The sequence below is a fragment of the Nocardioides sp. Z38_18 genome, from assembly GCF_058215695.1.
Genome location: NZ_JBZAJE010000001.1, coordinates 837,630 through 854,694, shown reverse-complemented (window position 1 = coordinate 854,694; position 17,065 = coordinate 837,630). Strand labels below are relative to the sequence as shown.

Annotated in this window: 16 protein-coding genes; 7 read left to right on the top strand and 9 right to left on the bottom strand. The window is 69.7% G+C overall.

Going from position 1 to position 17,065, the window contains the following annotated elements:
* The first annotated feature begins 26 nt into the window (after positions 1 to 26).
* Complete coding sequence (locus AC4BGC_RS04075; RefSeq protein WP_490554463.1) at positions 27 to 1,076, top strand: LLM class flavin-dependent oxidoreductase; 1,050 nt, start codon at positions 27 to 29, stop codon at positions 1,074 to 1,076.
* Between the two features lie 18 nt (positions 1,077 to 1,094).
* On the opposite strand, the gene AC4BGC_RS04070 is transcribed toward AC4BGC_RS04075, so the two are convergent.
* Positions 1,095 to 2,855 carry an N-acyl-D-amino-acid deacylase family protein gene (locus tag AC4BGC_RS04070; protein WP_490554462.1) on the bottom strand — a complete coding sequence of 587 codons (1,761 nt, stop codon included), beginning with the start codon at positions 2,853 to 2,855 and terminating at the stop codon, positions 1,095 to 1,097.
* 88 nt (positions 2,856 to 2,943) lie between these two features.
* Between AC4BGC_RS04070 and AC4BGC_RS04065 the strand changes: the two genes are divergently transcribed.
* The 3 genes from AC4BGC_RS04065 (at position 2,944) to AC4BGC_RS04055 (ending at position 4,554) form a co-directional block, all read left to right on the top strand.
* Complete coding sequence (locus AC4BGC_RS04065) at positions 2,944 to 3,633, top strand: hypothetical protein (protein ID WP_490554461.1); 690 nt, start codon at positions 2,944 to 2,946, stop codon at positions 3,631 to 3,633.
* A 94-nt stretch (positions 3,634 to 3,727) separates the two neighbouring features.
* A complete protein-coding gene (locus AC4BGC_RS04060; protein ID WP_490554460.1) occupies positions 3,728 to 4,330 on the top strand; it encodes a DUF2975 domain-containing protein in 603 nt (200 codons plus the stop codon).
* Complete coding sequence (locus AC4BGC_RS04055; protein WP_490545918.1) at positions 4,330 to 4,554, top strand: helix-turn-helix domain-containing protein; 225 nt, start codon at positions 4,330 to 4,332, stop codon at positions 4,552 to 4,554. The genes AC4BGC_RS04060 and AC4BGC_RS04055 overlap by 1 nt, the downstream gene beginning before the upstream one ends.
* 6 nt (positions 4,555 to 4,560) lie before the next feature.
* On the opposite strand, the gene AC4BGC_RS04050 is transcribed toward AC4BGC_RS04055, so the two are convergent.
* The 3 genes from AC4BGC_RS04050 to AC4BGC_RS04040 are packed head-to-tail and all read right to left on the bottom strand — an operon-like array spanning position 4,561 to position 7,652.
* Positions 4,561 to 6,042 carry a tripartite tricarboxylate transporter permease gene (locus AC4BGC_RS04050; protein ID WP_490545920.1) on the bottom strand — a complete coding sequence of 494 codons (1,482 nt, stop codon included), beginning with the start codon at positions 6,040 to 6,042 and terminating at the stop codon, positions 4,561 to 4,563.
* A 3-nt stretch (positions 6,043 to 6,045) separates the two neighbouring features.
* Positions 6,046 to 6,621: a tripartite tricarboxylate transporter TctB family protein gene (locus AC4BGC_RS04045; RefSeq protein ID WP_490554459.1), complete on the bottom strand. Its 576-nt coding sequence runs from the start codon at positions 6,619 to 6,621 to the stop codon at positions 6,046 to 6,048.
* On the bottom strand, positions 6,621 to 7,652 hold the full coding sequence (locus AC4BGC_RS04040) for a Bug family tripartite tricarboxylate transporter substrate binding protein (RefSeq protein WP_490554457.1): 1,032 nt from the start codon (positions 7,650 to 7,652) through the stop codon (positions 6,621 to 6,623). Before AC4BGC_RS04040 ends, AC4BGC_RS04045 begins: the two co-directional genes overlap by 1 nt.
* 173 nt (positions 7,653 to 7,825) lie before the next feature.
* Between AC4BGC_RS04040 and AC4BGC_RS04035 the strand changes: the two genes are divergently transcribed.
* Positions 7,826 to 9,964, top strand: a complete 2,139-nt coding sequence (locus tag AC4BGC_RS04035) for a M14 family metallopeptidase (RefSeq protein ID WP_490554456.1) — start codon at positions 7,826 to 7,828, stop codon at positions 9,962 to 9,964.
* Positions 9,965 to 10,001: 37 nt separating this feature from the next.
* Here AC4BGC_RS04035 and AC4BGC_RS04030 read toward each other — a convergent pair whose 3' ends face one another.
* The gene (locus AC4BGC_RS04030; protein WP_490554454.1) at positions 10,002 to 10,388 is read right to left on the bottom strand and encodes a DUF2695 domain-containing protein; all 387 of its coding nucleotides are present in this window, start codon (positions 10,386 to 10,388) and stop codon (positions 10,002 to 10,004) included.
* Between the two features lie 78 nt (positions 10,389 to 10,466).
* Here AC4BGC_RS04030 and AC4BGC_RS04025 point away from each other — a divergent pair, with 78 nt between their 5' ends.
* The gene (locus AC4BGC_RS04025; protein ID WP_490554453.1) at positions 10,467 to 11,456 is read left to right on the top strand and encodes a GmrSD restriction endonuclease domain-containing protein; all 990 of its coding nucleotides are present in this window, start codon (positions 10,467 to 10,469) and stop codon (positions 11,454 to 11,456) included.
* A gap of 26 nt (positions 11,457 to 11,482) precedes the next feature.
* Here the strand turns inward: AC4BGC_RS04025 and AC4BGC_RS04020 are convergent, their stop codons facing one another.
* Positions 11,483 to 12,745: a hypothetical protein gene (locus tag AC4BGC_RS04020; RefSeq protein ID WP_490554451.1), complete on the bottom strand. Its 1,263-nt coding sequence runs from the start codon at positions 12,743 to 12,745 to the stop codon at positions 11,483 to 11,485.
* Between the two features lie 138 nt (positions 12,746 to 12,883).
* Here AC4BGC_RS04020 and AC4BGC_RS04015 point away from each other — a divergent pair, with 138 nt between their 5' ends.
* Positions 12,884 to 13,870: a hypothetical protein gene (locus AC4BGC_RS04015; RefSeq protein ID WP_490554450.1), complete on the top strand. Its 987-nt coding sequence runs from the start codon at positions 12,884 to 12,886 to the stop codon at positions 13,868 to 13,870.
* A 17-nt stretch (positions 13,871 to 13,887) separates the two neighbouring features.
* Here AC4BGC_RS04015 and AC4BGC_RS04010 read toward each other — a convergent pair whose 3' ends face one another.
* The 3 genes from AC4BGC_RS04010 to AC4BGC_RS04000 all read right to left on the bottom strand — a co-directional run bounded on the left by AC4BGC_RS04010 (position 13,888) and on the right by AC4BGC_RS04000 (position 16,945).
* Positions 13,888 to 15,147, bottom strand: a complete 1,260-nt coding sequence (locus AC4BGC_RS04010) for a DUF222 domain-containing protein (RefSeq protein WP_490554449.1) — start codon at positions 15,145 to 15,147, stop codon at positions 13,888 to 13,890.
* Between the two features lie 270 nt (positions 15,148 to 15,417).
* Positions 15,418 to 16,020, bottom strand: coding sequence for a hypothetical protein (locus AC4BGC_RS04005; RefSeq protein ID WP_490554448.1), 603 nt, complete (start codon positions 16,018 to 16,020; stop codon positions 15,418 to 15,420).
* Positions 16,021 to 16,351: 331 nt separating this feature from the next.
* Positions 16,352 to 16,945 (bottom strand): cyclodeaminase/cyclohydrolase family protein, encoded by a 594-nt coding sequence (locus AC4BGC_RS04000; protein WP_490554446.1) that lies wholly within the window; start codon positions 16,943 to 16,945, stop codon positions 16,352 to 16,354.
* Positions 16,946 to 17,065 lie beyond the last annotated feature (120 nt).

Here is a 17,065-nt window from a genome sequence, read left to right as displayed (position 1 = left end):
TAGTGCATGTCCACAAGGAGGAAGAGATGAAGTTCAGCTATGTGATGCTCCCCGACTACCCGCTCACGGAGTCGTTGGCATCGATCAAGAAGGCCGACGAGCTCGGGTTCCACGCCGTGTACGCCGCAGACGAGACCTGGCACAAGGACCTGTGGCTGCTCTTCGCCGCCGCTGCGGCCCAGACCTCCCAGATCCGGATGGGACCCAGTGTGTCCGGGGTGGTGCTGCGCGAGCCGACGCTGATCGCCCAGGCCGCCGCCACCCTCGACGAGCTCACCGGGGGCCGTGCCGAGGTGGTGCTCTCCAGCGGCAACTTCGGACTGCTCGCGCAGTACGGCATCGACTGGACGCAGACCAAGCCGCTCTCCCGCGTGAAGGAGGGCGTCGAGGTGATCCGGAAGTTTCTCGATGACGGGACGATCACCCACGAAGGCGAGTTCTTCAACTACTCCGGCCTGTTCACCTTCGCGCGCCCGGTGCAGGAGCACCTGCCGGTGAAGATGGGCGCCATGAAGGGACCGAAGTCGTTCGAGGTGTCCGCGGAGTTCTCCGACGGGTGCCACCACGCGTTGAGCTACACCCGCGAGGCCTACGACTACATGATGGAGCACTGCGCCATCGGCGCCGAGCGTGCCGGCAAGGACGTGCAGGACCTCGACCTCGGTGCCTGGGTGGTGTTCTCGTGCGGCGAGGACTCCGCCAAGGCCAAGGACGCGGCCCGCAGCATGGTCGGCCTCTACGCCTCCTCGATGCCGCACGACCAGCTGCGCCGCAACGGCGTCGACCCCGAGGAGATGGCTCCGATCATCGAGGCCATCGGCGCCGGGGACATGGCTAAGGGCATCGAGCTCACCACCCCGGAGATCGCCGAGCGCCTCTCCATCGCCGGGACCCCCGAGGAGTGCGCCCAGAAGCTGAAGAGCGAGATCACCTCCGCCGGCATCAACCACCTGATCCTGGCGATCACCGACAAGGCCCTGGTCAAGGCGCTGATGGGCCGCGAGGTCGAGGGCGTGCCCGACGTCGACACCCAGCTGCAGCTGATCCACGACCGGGTGATGCCTGCGTTCGCCTGAGAGCCCTTCACCAGCCCCTCAGCGGGCGCGCAGGAACTGACCGGTCCGCTCCCGGCCCAGGCTCGCCGCGGCCTCCCCGTTGCCGAACACGTGCCGGCCGTTGACGAGCACGGCGGTCACGGCGGCGTCGTTGCGGTTCACCATCCGGGGCAGGTTGTCGTAGGCCGGGACGGGCGCCTCGGCGTACGCGTCGAGCGATTCGTCGAGGTGTGCGGGGTCGATCACCACGAGGTCGGCGCGGTCGCCCACGCGCAGGTGACCCGCGTCGATGGAGTACCACTCCCCCAGCTCGCCGGTGAGCCGGTGCACCGCGTGCTCCAGCGTCATGAACGGGCGGCCGGCACGCTCGGCGTCCCGGACGTGCCGCAGGAATCGCAGCCCGAAGTTGTAGAACGCCATGTTGCGCAGGTGGGCGCCCGCGTCGGAGAACCCGATCTGCACACCGGGGCTCTTGCCGAGCTTCTTCAGCAGCTTCGGCCGGTGGTTGGAGATCGTCGTACGCCAGCGGACCTTGGTGCCGTGCTCCACCACGAGGTCGAGGAACGCGTCCACGGGGTGCAGCCCGCCGCGGTCGAGGCCGACCTGGCCGAAGGTCTTGCCGATCACGGTGTCGTCGGGGCAGTCCACGATCTCGGCGTCGAAGAAGTCGCGGTGCCAGACCCGCATCCCGAACTTCGCGTCGTAGTCCTTGCGGAACTGGCGCCGGTAGGCCTCGTCCTGGAGCAGTGCGTTGCGCTCCACCGCGTCGGCCAGGTGCAGCGCAGCGGCGCCGGAGCCGAACTCCTCGAAGATCACCAGGTCGATGCCGTCGGCGTACACCTCGAACGGGACCGGCAGGTGCTGCCACCTGAAGTCCCCGCCGAGCGAGTTCATGATCGCCGCGATCGGCCCCATGATCTGCACCAGCGCGGGGTTGGCCTTGATGTCGGCCGCCGAGAGCAGGCTGGTCTTGAGGTTCCGACGGCCCCGCTTCGAGCCGCCCCGGCCCAGGGGCAGGGTGTTCAGCGTCATCGTGGCGATGCTCTTCACCGAGGTGATGTCCGGCCCGCCCTGGAGCACCCGGCCGCGCTCGCGCAGCAGCGCGTTCAGGCGGCGACGCTCCCGGCCCTTGGTGTACGTCGAGGGCAGCGTGCGCGAGCGACAGGTGTCGCCGTCGAGCTTGTCGAACATCAGCTCCTGCGCCGACATCCCGACGAAGCCCTCGTCGAGCGCCTCCTTCAGGTGCGCCGCCATGTTGGTCAGCTCCGACCCGGTCGGCCGCACGTCGTCGCGGGTGGCCCGGTCCAGGCCCATCTCGGCGGCGCGCAGGTCGGAGTGCCCGATGAACGCGGCGAGGTTGGGACCGAGCGGCAGGGCCTCCAGGGCCGCGACGTACTCCCGAGCGTTGCTCCAGTTCTTGTGGGTCTCGAGCGTCTCGATCACGTGCCGGCGCGGGATCGCCTCCACCCGCCCGAACAGGTCCCCCGCGGTCGTTGGGTCGACGTGGATGGTCGACAGCGAGCAGGACCCGATCAGGATCGTGGTCACCCCGTGCCGCAGCGACTCCACGAGATCCGGGTGCTCGAGCACCTCGATGTCGTAGTGCGTGTGGATGTCGACCATCCCCGGGAGCACCCACTGCCCGACCGCGTCGACCACGCGGTCGCACCCGGTCTCGTCGAGCGGCGTCTCGGAGACCACCTCGACGCGCCCGTCGGTGATCCCCAGGTGGCGAACGCCGGACGGCCCGCCGGTCCCGTCGAACCAGCGGCCACCCTTGATGATCACGTCGAATGCCATGTGGATCATCAACGCACGGGCCACCCCATCTGACAAGAGGTTCCGCCAGATGGGTCCGCAGCGCCCGCGGTCGCCCTAGAGTGCGCGCATGAAGGTGGTGCTGGCGCTGTGGGACGCGGACCGGACGGCGCTGGCGAGCGCCGAGCTGCGGGAGCGGCTCCACGCCGCGGGTGCCACGCGGCTACAGCTGAACCTCGACGACGACCACGTCCCGGAGACCGTGCTGCGGCTGCAGCACTTCGATGCCCCGCTGGAGTGCGTGGTCTCGGTGTGGACGTCGGCTGTGGCAGAGCCGGCGGGTGTCGTCTCCCTCCTGCGCCCGTACGCCGGCCGCCTGGCTGCGTGGGAGGTCGAGGAACGAGTGCCCCTGGACCCACCATCGGTCCCTTACGGCGTCCGCCTCGACGGCCTCGCGCAGGTGGCCTTCCTGCGCCGCCCCGCCGACCTGCCGTACGCCGATTGGCTGGCGCACTGGCACGGCCCGCACACCCAGATCGCGATCGAGACCCAGGCGACGTTCGGCTACGTGCAGAACCGAGTGCTCACCAGGCTCACCGAGGACACCCCCGACATCGACGCCGTCGTCGAGGAGCTGTTCCCGACCGAGGCGATGCACGACATCCACGCCTTCTACGGCAGCGCCGGCGACCAGGCCGAGCTCGACCGGCGGTTGACCCGGTTGATGGGCAGCGTCGCCACGATGGGCGCCGACCGCGACCTCGACGTCGTGGCGACCAGTCGCTACACGTGGGACCTGAGGCCTCACCCGAAACCTTGACTTATCGTTAGTCGTTGTTATCGTTTTTCGTTACGGAGCTCGCCGCAGCGAGCTCGGACTCGATGAACTGCCTCACGATGAACGGGAGCCCCCGATGCGCCTACCGACCTACGACCGGGCGGACTTCTGGCTGACCAGGGCCCTGCTCCTCCTCATCGCCGCGGGGGTGGCGGTCTCCTCGGTCGGCGTCCCGCTCGTCCGATGGGCGACTGGAGGATCGCTTCGATGGGAGCTGGACGGGCTCGGGCCCACGGACGTGCCGGAAAGCCTGAGCCCCGCAGGCGGGGTCTCGCTGAGAGGCGGCGACGCGATCTCGGTCCGGATCCCCGACGCGGGCACGGGCACCTGGCTGGCCGTCCTGCTGCCCGGCGTACTGCTCTCGATCGCGGTCTGCCTCGCCACCTGGCAGGTGCTGCGGGTCCTGCGCAACCTCCAGCGGGGCACGCCGTTCGTCGCCACGAGCGCTGCCTCACTGCGGGTCCTCGCCGTGGTGATCCTGCTGGGCAGCGTGGGCTTCGCCCTCGTCTCGGGGTTCGCCGACGACGTCGTGGCGCAACGTGCCCTCGAGGCAGGGAGCACGAGCGTGACGTTCGACATCTCCGGGCTCACCTTCCTCGGCCTGATGCTGGCGGCTGCCCTGTCCGAGGCGTTCGCGCACGGATCGCGCCTGCAGCACGATGTCGAGGGTCTTGTCTGATGCCGGTGGAGGAACCACACCGAGTGGTGTGTCACCTCGACGAGCTGCTGGAGCAGCGTGGACTCACCCTGACGGCCCTGGCCGAGATCATCGGAGTCTCGATCGTGAACCTCAGCGTGCTGAAGAACCAGCGCGCCAAGGCCGTCCGGTTCTCCACACTGACGGCCCTGTGCGATGCCCTGGACTGCAGTCCGGGCGACCTGTTCACCGTCGCTGAGGCTTGACCGCAGCTACTCCCGACGACGCAGCGCCAGCACGATCGGCACCACCAGCGCGAGGGCGGCGACCGCCCACAGCACGATGCTCAGCGTGGTCGAGAACAGGCCGGTCACGCTGCCGCCGTCGAGCAGCACCGCGCGCAGCGCCTGCTCCTCGAACATCGGGCCGAGGATCAGCCCCACGATCGCGGGCGCGACCGGCACCTTGGCCAGCGCCATCAGCACGCCCAGCAGGCTGAGCACGTAGAGGAGCAGCAGGTCGGCGATGTTGCCCCCGGTCGCGAACGTGCCCAACGTCGCGAACACCATGATCCCCGCGTAGATCCCGTAGGCCGGGATCTGCAGCAGCTTGGCCCACACGCGCGCCAGCGGCAGGTTGAGCACGAGCAGCATCACGTTGCCGACGTACAGGCTGGCCAGCAGCGCGTAGACGAGCGGCCCGGACTCGCTGAACAGCTGCGGACCCGGTTGCAGGCCGTAGGACTGGAACGCGGTCAGGATCACCGCTGCGGTGGCGGAGGTGGGCAGGCCGATCGTCAGCAGCGGGACGAGCACGCCGGCGGCAGCGGCGTTGTTGGCGGCCTCCGGCCCCGCGACGCCCTCGATGGCGCCGTGCCCGAACTCCTCGGGGTGCTTGGAGAGCTTCCGCTCGGCCGCGTAGGACAGGAAGGTCGGGATCTCGGCGCCACCTGCGGGCAGCGCACCGATCGGGAACCCGAACGCGGTCCCACGCAGCCACGCGGGCCAGGAGCGTCGCCAGTCCTCGCGGGTCATCACCGCCCGTCCTTCCAGCGGGGTCACCGTGCCGCCACCACCGCCCTTGAGCGCGTGCTGGAAGACCTCCCCGATCGCGAACAGCGCGACCACGACGATCACGACGTCGATGCCGTCGAGCAGGGTCGGGATCCCGAAGGTGAGCCGAGACTGACCGCTCTGGGTCTCGATGCCGACCAGCCCGATCGTCAGCCCGATCAGCAGGCTGGCCGCGCCCTTGAGCGGCGAGGTGCCCAGCAGGGTCGCGACCGTGACGAAGGCGATCGCCATCAGCGCCGCGTAGTCGGCCGCGGTGAACTTCACCGCCACGTCGGCCAGGGGCTGGGCCAGGAAGGTCAGCAGGATCGTGGCGATGGTGCCGGCCACGAACGAGCCGATGGCGGCGGTGGCCAGGGCCGAGGCCGCGCGCCCCGACTTCGCCATCTTGTTGCCCTCCAGGGCCGCCACCATCGAGGCGCTCTCCCCGGGGGTGTTCAGCAGGATCGCGGTGGTGGAGCCGCCGTACATCCCGCCGTAGTAGACGCCCGCGAACAGGATCAGCGCCCCGGTCGGCTCCAGGGTGAACGTGATCGGCAGCAGCAGCGCCACGGTCAGGGCGGGCCCGATGCCGGGAAGCACCCCGACCAGTGTGCCCAGCGTGACCCCGACCAGCGCCAGCAGCAGGTTGGTCGGGGTGAGCGCGTCCCCGAACCCGTCCATCAGCAAGGAGAAGGAGTCCATCCCCTAGAACCCCCAGACCGCGGCCGGCAGCGAGATCCCGATGACCACGTCGAAGACGAGGTAGATGCCCGCGGCCACGATGAACCCGTAGGCGAACGCCTTGCCGCGGTGCGGGGCGCCGAGCACGATCGCCGTCACCCCGAAGAGCAGGGTCCCCGAGACGACGTACCCAAGGAAGGAGTTCACCAGCGCGAACACCACGAGCGCGGCCAGCAGGACGCCGAGGCGCTTCCAGTCCTGCACCTCGGTCTGGTGACCGGGCTCCTCGGGGGTGGCCGTCGCCAGCTCTCGCCACCCGCGCAGGCACATCAGGACCGAGACCACGAGCATCAGCGCGCCGATCACCCACGGTGCCGTGGCCGGACCGACCGCGTTGCCGTTGTTGCTCAGCCGGGTCGCCTGGGTGATCGTCGCGATCGCGGCCAGCACCAGGACTCCGCCGAGGACGAGGGTCGCCAGCGCCGTGGCCCGCTCGTCCTCGATGTGCAGCTCCTCCGCACCCTCGTGACCGACGAGGTCGCCGCGGACGTTCAGCGGCGCTCGCTCTGTCCCATGTCCTCTGTGGTGTTCCTGGGCCATCACGACACCTTCCCGATCCCGAGCTCGTCGACCACGGCGTTGACCCGCGTCACCTCGTCGATGAGGAACTCGTCGAAGTCCGGTCCGATCTTCACCACCGACTTCCAGCCCTCGCGCTCGAGCGTCTCCTTCCAGGAGGTCGTGGTGGTCATCTCCTCGACGATCTCCTGCAGGCCCTCACGCTGGGTGTCGGTGATCCCCGGCGGTGCGACCACTCCGCGCCAGTTGGTCACCTCCACGTCGATGCCGCTCTCCTTGAGCGTGGGGGTGTCCGCGAGCTGGTCGACGCGCTCCGCGCTCGCTACGGCGATCGGCCGGAGCTTGCCGGCCTCGATCTGCGGACGGAACTCCGAGACGCTGGAGACCCCCACCGTGTCCTTGCGCGCCAGCAGGGTCGCGATCGCTTCCCCGCCGCCGGCGTGGGCGATGTAGTTCACCTGCCCCGGTTCCTGGTCCAGCGCCTTGGCGATCAACCCCGCGAGGATCTGCTCCGCTCCCCCGGCCGAGCCACCGGCCCAGGCGACCTTGGTGACGTCGCGCCGCATCGCCGCCTCGAGGTCGCCGACGTCCTTGATCGGCGAGTCGGTGGGTACGACGACCAGCTGCTCCTCGTTGACCAGCTCGGCGATCGGGGTGACCTCGTCGAGCTGCACCTTGGGGTCGTTGGCCGCGATCGCGCCGACCATCACCAGCCCCATCACCATCAGCTGGTTGGACTGCCCGTCGAAGTTCACCAGCTGGCTCAGGCCGATCGTCCCGCCCGCACCGGTCACGTTGTAGACCTCGCTGCGTCCGACGATCCCCTCCAGCGCCGCCTGCATCGCCCGCGCGGTGGAGTCCCAGCCACCGCCGGGATCCGCAGGAGCCATGATCTTCAGCTGCTTGCCGCCGAGGGTGTCCTTCGCCGCGTCCGAGGGACCTCCGCGACTCACCGTCACCACGACCAGGATCACGGCCATCATCACCGCGAGCACGTAGGGCAACACGTCACCGAGACGGCGAGATCTCCCAGCCGCAGGTTCCGAGTCCATGGGCCCTCCTGGCTCTCCGTTATACGCCTCATTCGCCGTTCGTGGCGGAGTCGAGGAGTACCGGTCTCGCTGCCGAGACTCTTGCCAACCCCGCGGAAGCGGTCCTAGGTTGCCGAGGAGAGTTCTCGCAGGTACTGGGACCTTCGAGGCACTCGTCGCCTCGGGAGGCAGCCATGTCCAGTGACCACGTCCGCCCCACCCGCGCAGCACGTCCCCCTCGTCGGGGCCGTCTCGCGACCGTCGCCGGACTCGGCGCCCTGACCCTGGTGGCGACGGCGCTGTCGTCCACGCAGGCGAGCGCGGCACCGGACGACCCACTGGTCGGCTCCAGCCGCAACCAGACCGGCAAGGTCCAGGTCGTCCACGTCGAGGCGCGAACCCCGGCGGCGCGGACCAAGGTCAGCAAGCTCGGGCTGGACATGACCGAGCACGGCGACGCCACCGGCGTCGAGGTCGTGCTGCACGGCCGCAAGGACGCGGCCCGTCTCCGCGGGGCCGGCTTCGACTGGACCGTGAAGATCCCCGACCTGCAGGCCCGGTTGAAGTCCAACCAGGCCAAGGACCGGCGCTACGACGCGGCAACCGCGCAGTCCCCGCTTCCGAGCGGACGCACCGCCTACCGCAACCTGGACGACTACAACCGCGAGATGACCCAGCTGGCCCGCCGCTATCGCAACCTGGTGAAGCCGTTGACCCTGCGCAACCGCTCGATCGAGGGCCGCGCCGTCCGTGGCATCGAGATCACTGCCAACGCCCGTCAGGTCAACGACGGCAAGCCGGTGTTCCTGATGCTCGGTGCGCACCACGCGCGGGAGTGGCCATCCGCGGAGCACGCGATGGAGTTCGCCTACGACCTGGTCGAGAACTACCGCACCGACGCACGCACCCGCCGCATCGTGCAGCGCTCGCGAACCATCGTGGTTCCGGTCGTCAACGTCGACGGCTTCGTCATCTCCCGTGCAGCCGCGCCCCTGGGCGACTTCAGCGAGTTCGACTACGAGATGAAGCGCAAGAACTGCTCGATCTCGGTCCAGACCCCGGCGGACCGGCGCGGTGGCACCTGCGCCGACAACCCGGCCGGGCGGCTGCGGGGCACCGACCTCAACCGCAACTACCCCGGCTTCTGGGGTGGCCCCGGTGCGAGCCCGCTGTGGTCCTCGGACACCTTCCGCGGGGACGGGCCCGGGTCGGAGCCGGAGACCGACAACGTCCGAAAGCTGGTCTCGGAGCGCCAGGTCACCAACCTGATCACCAACCACACCTACTCCAACCTGGTCCTGCGTCCGCCGTCGATCCGCTCGACCGGGTTCAGCCCCGACGAGCCGGTCTACCGCCAGCTGGGTGCGGACATGACCGAGGCCAACGGCTACGCCAACTGGGCCTCGTTCCAGCTCTATGACACCTCCGGCTCCACCGAGGACTGGAGCTACTGGAACACCGGCGGGCTCGGGTTCACCTTCGAGATCGGACCCGACGAGTTCCACCCGCCGTACCAGCAGGGCGTGGTGAACGAGTACCTCGGCCTGGCACCGGCCGCGGGTGCGGGCTACGGCGGCAATCGCGAGGCCTACTACGTGATGGCCGAGGCCACGGTGGACGCCGGGCTGCACTCCACCATCGTGGGCAGCACTCGTCCGAACCGGAGGCTGACCGTGAGCAAGTCGTTCATCACGGCCACCTCGCCGGTGATCCAAACCGACGGGACTACCGCTGCCCCGCGCTACTACCGCGACAACCTCACCTCGAGCCTCGAGACGAAGGGCGGGCAGTTCCGCTGGGCGGTGAACCCGTCCACCCGTCCGCTCGTGGTGGGACGTTACGGCCGTGACCCGCAGGGTCCCGCGCAGCCGACCCAGGCGATCGTGAACCCGGCGGGCACCCCGGCCGAGGGCACCTACGAGACCGCGACCTTCACCGTGGCGGGTCAGCCGTCCTACGACAACGGCACCGCCACCGTCGTGATCCAGTGGCCCGACGCCCAGGTCGACTGGGACGTCGAGATCTACGACTCCCGGGGCCGGCCGGCCGCGACTGCGGCCACCCTGGCCGACCCCGAGCAGGCAGTGCTGATCGACCCGGCGCCGGGCACCTACACCGTCCGGTTGGTCAACTACGGCGGAGGAGCCACCTCCGACTGGACCGGTCGGGTCGACTACGCCTCCCCCACCCCGGGCACCTACTCCGGGCTCAAGGAGGCATGGAACCTCACCTGCAGCAACCGCAACGGCCGCGTGCTCGCCACTCGGGAGGTCGTGGTCGACCGCGGTCAGACCGCCCGGGTCGGGGATCCCTGCACCAGGAAGGGCAGGTAACCGGCAACCCGCGTGGCTGGGTCGCGCACCGGGGTCCCTAGCCCCGCCCCCGGCGCACCCAGCTCGCGCAGGCCCGGGTGGAACCGCGGCGCACCCCGGCACAGGGTGGTGGCTCCGCTCCTGCCACCTCGTCACCGTAGGAGTCGTAGTCCCGCAGGTGGGGTGCACGTCGCATCCCGTTGAGGAAGATCTCGCAGTCGCAGAACCCACCCATCCCCGCGAGCCGATGCTCCAGCGCAGTTGCCCGCGGTGCACGCAGGTCGCGATAGCCGCGAGCGAACCGCAGGGTGGTGTCGCAGCCGAACTCGTTGAGCATCCGCAGCACGTAGCAGACCAGGCACTCACCGCTCCGTGGAGTGGTGAGTGCGCGGGCCCGGGAGCGCACGAACTGTTCGGCGTACTGGTCGATCGTGATCTCTTCCACGGCGATCCTCCTCAGACACACATCAGTCCTACGGCGGAGCACCGACAAGTCGGCCACCACGGGCCCTAGAGTCCGCACGTGCCACGGAGAAGCGCAGGACTCGGGACCGCTCTGGCAGCCGCTGTGCTGCTGGCCGGCTGCAGCAGCCTTGCCCTCGAGGAGGGCCCGACACACGACACCAGCGCGCCCGCTACCTCGTCCCCCGCCAAGCCGGCGCCGTCCCGGACCCCCGCCACATCGCCAGCCCCTACACCGACCGAGCCCGGCGACACCGAAAGCGGCGACACCGACCGCGCCCGTGACGTCCTCGACCGGCTCCCGGTGAAGGGCCGCGCCCCGATGACCGGCTACGACCGGGCGCGGTTCGGGCAGGCCTGGCTGGACGCCGACCGCAACGGCTGCGACACCCGCAACGACATGCTCGGAGTGCGCCTCACCGAGATCGTGCACCGACCGGGGACGAAGGACTGCGTCGTGACCAGCGGCGTCCTGGCCGACACCTACACCGCGACCACGATCAGGTTCGTCCGCGGCGACGGCACCCTGGTCGACATCGACCACGTGGTCGCGCTGGCGGACGCGTGGGTCACCGGCGCCTTCGGCTGGGACATCAAGAAGCGTGCCGCCCTGGCGAACGACCCGCTCAACCTGGAGCCGGTCGACGCCTCGGCCAACCGCAGCAAGGGCGCGAGCAACGCCGCCTCCTGGCTCCCGCCGAACAAGGGCTACCGGTGCGCCTACGTCGCCCGCCAGGTGGCGGTCAAGGCGAAGTACGGCCTCTGGGTGACGCCGCCGGAGCAGGCCGCGATCGCGCGGGTGCTCACCAGCTGCCCGGACGAGCGCGTGCCCGCAGACTCCGGAGCTCCCACCACGGTCACCCAGGCCATCACGGACCCGGACGCCGAGCCCGAACCCGCCCCGGAGAAGGCCACACCTCCGCTCGGAGGCTCGGTGTACTACGAGAACTGCACCGCCGCCCGCGTAGCCGGAGCCGCACCCCTCCGCCGCGGCCAGCCCGGCTACGGCTCGCACCTCGACCGGGAGGGCGACGGCATCGGCTGCGAGTGAGCAACACTCGCGTCCGATTCAGCGGGTCAGGACCCGGCCTGTCCCTGCTCGCCTGCCAGGACCCGACAGACGGCGTCGGCGGGTGCCGCCAGCTGCTCGGCCAGCCGACGCAGCTCGGGTGCGTCCGAGTCGGTCACGCCCCCGGCAAGGGAAGGGATGACCGTCGAGTGCAGGAGCGTGGCGGCGACGATGGGCCATGGTTCCGCGACGAAGTCGACCCCCTCCACCTCCCCCTCGATCGCCGCCCGTACGAAGGCGGTCGACACCGCGGCGAGGTCCCCGGCGTCCACCCCGAGGTTCGACTCTCCGACGTGCTCCACGAAGGCCCCGATGGTGGCGTACTGGAGGTCGAGGGGGACGTCGGTCAGCATCCGGAAGTCGTGAGGGCTGGTCCGCACACGTTGCTCCGGCGGAGCCTGCCGTCGACACGCCTCCGCGACAGCCGCCACCCAGCCGTCCGGTTCGTCAGCCACCCTGTGGGCCACGTCGTCGGGCACGAACAGGGGTGCGGTCTCGAACATCGCTCCCCCCTCGATCGGCACCAGCCGACCGATCACGCACTCGTCGGGCAGGAGCAGCGAGGCACCTCCGAGGTTGGGCACGGTGACCTGCTCCCCCGCCCCCAGGTCGAGCCAGGTCAGCGTTCGGGGAGACCTGTGCAGAAACCTGAACGCGCCCATGGTTGCGCTGGCCCAGTCGTGGATCTGGTCGGCTCCCGCGATCAGGTCCGGCGTCGCGACCCGGGCCAGGAAGTGCTGGAGAGCACCGAGCTCGTAGAGGAAGACCTGCCGATGCACCCAGTCGTGGTCGATCACCTTCGCGCGGGCGTCGAGCCGGTTGACGCCGACCAGGGTCCCCTCCCCACCCCTGGTCTCGACGGCGATCTCGATCGCCCTGTGGGCACGGGGGCGGACCGTCTCGTGCAGCGATTGGGCCGCCTGGTCCAGGATCCAGCGCGAGGTCACCCATCGGGGCAGCAGCGGCCGCAGGGCGACGAGCTGGATCAGTCGCTGCACCCGTAGTGGACGCCAGAAGTGGTCGTCTCGACCGGTGTCCAGGTCCCTCATGATCAGCTCGAGGGCCGTGAGGGCGTCCCCGCGCGCCTCGGCGAGGTCGGTGGCGTGCACCAGCTCGCCGAGGCCACCGAGCGCGCCCGCCCGCAGCTCACCCATGCTCCGCGGATGACTCCCCGGGCGCGACCTGTTCTGCTGCGCCTGCTTGCGATGCGACTGCTTCTGGTGTGCCTGCTTCTGGTGCGGCTTGCGCTTGCGACCTCGTGACTTCGGCATACCTGGAGCCAAGTCCGTGGCGCCGCCGCCTGCCAGCAGCATTCCTCGCCCTGTGGAAAACCCGGGGAGGTGCGGAGTCCCTGGTGTGCCTGTGGATGACGAGATGCGCACTGCGGCTTCGCGGCCAATCATCGGCCCATGACACATGACGAAGCTTTCCGGGCGAGGATCGACCACCGTCTGCACGACCAGCTCGTCGAGCTCGTCCTCGACCAGGGCCCCCAACGCCTGGAGTGGCTGGTTCGCCGTGCGCGACTCGAGCTCCGCGACGCTCGCATCGACGAGCAGGCGGCGATCGACGCGATCGAACCGTCGACGATCCTGGTACCTCGTCCGACCGGGGAGATCGATCACGCTCTCGCGCTCCTGGAGGGGAACGTGCTCACCCACCGGGTGCGTGCTCCACTGCGCGGTCGCACCGACCTCTGGCTCGGCGCTGGTGTGCAGCCGCTCCTCAACTTGGCAGCGTTTCGTCCCCTGCAGCTGGCCGACGGAAGCGGGGAGGTACGCCGCGCCGAGACCGGCTTCGACGCCCTCGTGGGCCCGCCGGGATGGCTGCCCGACGTTGAGCGCTGGGAGCTCATCGGGCTTCGCATCGTCGGGCAGCGCCTTGTGGTGCAGCCAGTGCAGGAAGACGATCTCCCCACGCCTGCCGAACAGCTGCGAGTGCGACAGATGCTCTCCTCGATCTATGTCCGCGAACAGTTCTTCAGTGGCCAGGACCTCAACTTCTCCACCCGTCCGGCCGAGGTCGCGCGGATGATCTCCCTTGCCCTGCTCGAAGATCCTGAGCTGTTCGCAGCGCCGTACCCGCCGCTGGACGAGCTTCTGCACAACCCGCTGCAGCGACAGGTCGACCTCGACCACTGGCGCTCGGTGGCCGTGAGCCAGCAGTGCGAGACCGTCGGCTTCTGGCTGGACGGGATCCCTGCCAGCCTGCACATCGAGCTGACGGCGCGAGCGCAGCACTACGGAATGAGCGATGCCCAGTTCATCGTCGCCCTGCTCGGCACCCTGGCCTGGAGGACTCCGTTCGCCGAGGACATCGAGGCCTGGAACGACTGGAACCCTGACTGGCGTCCGGCTTCGACCACACCACTGCCGCAGCAATCCGACGGCACCTGACGCTGCACTTGCGCGGCCTAGCATCGTCTGCTGAACCGGACGTCGCCATTCGGCAACCGGCTGGCGTCATATGCCTCGTCATGGACTCGGTGGTGGTGCCAATTGCAGAGCAGGACCCCGTCCTTGAGGTCGGTGCGGCCGCCCTTGGCCCAGGCTCTGCCCCAGTGATGGGCCTCGCACCAGGCGGCGGGGATGGTGCAGCCTTCGGCGCGGCACTCCTTGTCACGCACGACCATCGCCTTGCGCTGCGCAGGCTTGAAGAACCGCGAGGACCGACCCAGGTCGAGCACCTCGGACTTCCCGTTCAGCACGGCGGGGATGATCTTCGCGGTGCAGGCGAGGCGCCGGACCTCCCCGGCGGTGAGCCGGTCGGTCGGCCCCAGTTCGCCGACGCCGAGGTCACGGCGCAGGTCCGCGAGCGGGATCGTGACGATCACCGTGGTGGCATCCCCACCGTGGACCGGCAGCCGCTTCGCGTCGACCGCCTCCAGCAGCGCGCAGAACGCCTGGCCGCGGCGTACGTCGGCCGGGACGCGCTCGGTCGTGCCGGCAGTGAAGCCTTCGACGCCGTGGTGTCGAGGTGAGGTGAACGCCTCCAGGTAGGTGTACAGCCGGGCGGCCACGCTGTCCGGAACATGGATGGTGATCCGGGTCGACCCGTCACCCAGCCTGGTCGTCGCCAGCGAGGTGCGGCGCCAGGCGCGGGACTCCTCAGCGGCGAGCGCCTTGGCCTCCTGCTCCTCGGCGACCTCCGGTGCCACGTGGTCCAGGATCCGCCGACCGAGGTGTCGCAGCTCGCGTGGCCCGAAGTACGCCGCCTGTGCCACCAGATGGGTCTCGGCGGCGGCCATGATCTGGGTCCCGAGCTCGTTGGCGGGCAGCTCCTCAAGCGCGTGCGCGATCACCCGCGCCTGCGCGACGTTCACCTCCCCGGCTTCAAGGGCGGAACCCAGGTGCTGCCAGCGCCGGTCCAGTGCCAGCCCCAACGCGAGATCGCGTCGGTTCGCACCCGCATCACCACGCGTGTGGTGCGTGACCAGCGCCGCCGCGTCCCGGGCGCCCTCGGCCACTGCGAGATCGTCCGAGGCGGCCAGCACCCGCATCCGCAGGGAAGCGAGCTGCGCCTCCACCCGACTCAGCTGCACCAACGCAGCGCGTTTCTCGGCCGGGGCCATGAACTCCACCGCCACATCTGCGGTGTCCTTCAATGCCGCCTCCACGGCGTCCGCACACTCCAGCACCGGATGCAGCGCGGGCCGATCGAACGTCGAGCTCATCGCGCACCTCCCGCACCGACTCGTGACCATGACTGACTGGTCTCACACGTCGATGCAGCACGCCCGTGAGCAGGCGGACCCTCATCGGGAGAGTCCGGGCCGATCCCTCAGCATCACTATTGGATCGAACTTATGTTCGATTCTACAGGCGCAGGCGGGAACCGGCAAGGGGGTGGGTTCAAGCGGTTGTGGCAACCTGCCGCTGGCCCAGGCGGGACCACTCCCGGTCACCCTGAGCACCGCTCCGGAGACAGCGCCAAGCCCGGAAGGTCACGGGCACCCCTCGTCCAGCTTCACCGCAAGCAGCTCCACCAACTTGTCGATGGGCACCTTCGCCCCGACCGCCGGTCGCTGACCACAGACCTTCCAGCCCGAGTCGAGCACCTGGAACCGCCCCAGGCCAGTCGCGTCGGTCTGTGTCAGCAGGTAGCTACCCAGCGCCTGGAGCATGTCCTGGGCGTCCTGCAGGTTCGCCCCGACCAATGCGGGCATCACGAACGTCTCGACTTCCGCCTGTGACCTGTTCGCCTTCGGCTTGTTGTTCGGGCTCTTGCTGGACTCAAGGGTGGGGTCCGCCTCCGGCTCGGCCTCCCCAGAGTTCTCGTCGGGCGGCCCCTCGTTCTCACACGTGCGGTCCACGACGAGCCGCGGCGGCGAGTCGATGGTCTTTCCGGGAGCAGGCTCCTGTTTGCACACCGTCCACGCAGACTCGTTCAGCACCCCGAACGTGCCACCCCCGACGACCTCGACCTCGTCCTCGAAGCCAGCCCGCTTGATGTCACTCAGGGCGATGTCCAACTGCCGAGCACCGACATCTGGCATCACTTGCGGATCGCCACTTCCGCACCCCGTCTGCACGACCAGGAGCAGCACGGGAATCGCGGCGTACCAGCGTCGGGTCCTGGCCGTCGACTTCGACCTGGCTGAAGCGGAGGCGTACGACGTCCGCAGGCGCAATGGAGCAAGCATGAGAATGGTCCCCGAAGAGTAGTCAGATGCGGTCCCACCGCTGGCGCGCACGTGAACCTACGGACCGATGAGCAAGAGGGCGAGACCTTGTCTCATCCCCGCACCTTCCAGGGCTCCCGGCACGTCCCACCGCAAAGGCAGATGCGCGACCGGCCGAAACCTCGTCGAGCGGTCGGACACAACGCCTGTGCTCGCGTTGCCTGGGAACTGGCAAAGGGTCTGTGCCCAGCCGATCTCAGTCCAGCTCGCGCCGCACCCGCGCACAGACGCCGTCCAGCCGGCCCGCGAGGGCGTCCGCCTCGACCACCGTGATCCCGCCGACCGGGTCGGCTTCCCGGACATCCGTGTCACCGGAGGACGCGGCGATGCGCAGGTTGCCGACGAGGTTCACGGTCGCGGTGCGCACGGCCGCGGCGTACGCCACCGCAGCGGCGGCGACGTCGGCGAGGGGCTGCCGGCTGCCGTCACTCAGCAGCAGCTCCAGCAGCGGCTCCGCCTCGGCGGCGACTTCGATGATGTCCGCGCTGCTCCGGGCGGCGGCCACGGCAGCGTCGTGCAGGTCGGGCCCGCCGGCCCGCCAGGCGGAGACCAGCCGGACCGACGCGGCGGCATCGGAGTCCACCAGGACCAGTGCCCTACGGCGCAGCTCGACGCACGCGGAGACGGCCGGGCTCAGGTCTGCGGAGGACTCCGGCCGGGGCGGGTAGGAGGCCACCATCTGGGTCAGCGCGGACCCCAGGGCGAGCATCACCGCCGCCGCCGCACCTCCACCCGGGTCAGGCCCCGGAGCAGCGAGCCGGTCCAGCCATCCAGCCCCGTCGTCTCCCACTGCGCCCCTCCCGACTCAGGATCGTCGGCTCCGCCGCCGGCGTCACGTCGGGGAAACATACCGTTCCTAGGATGCCGGGTGTTGACCACATCAACATGCAGCTGGGGACGGGACCGGCGG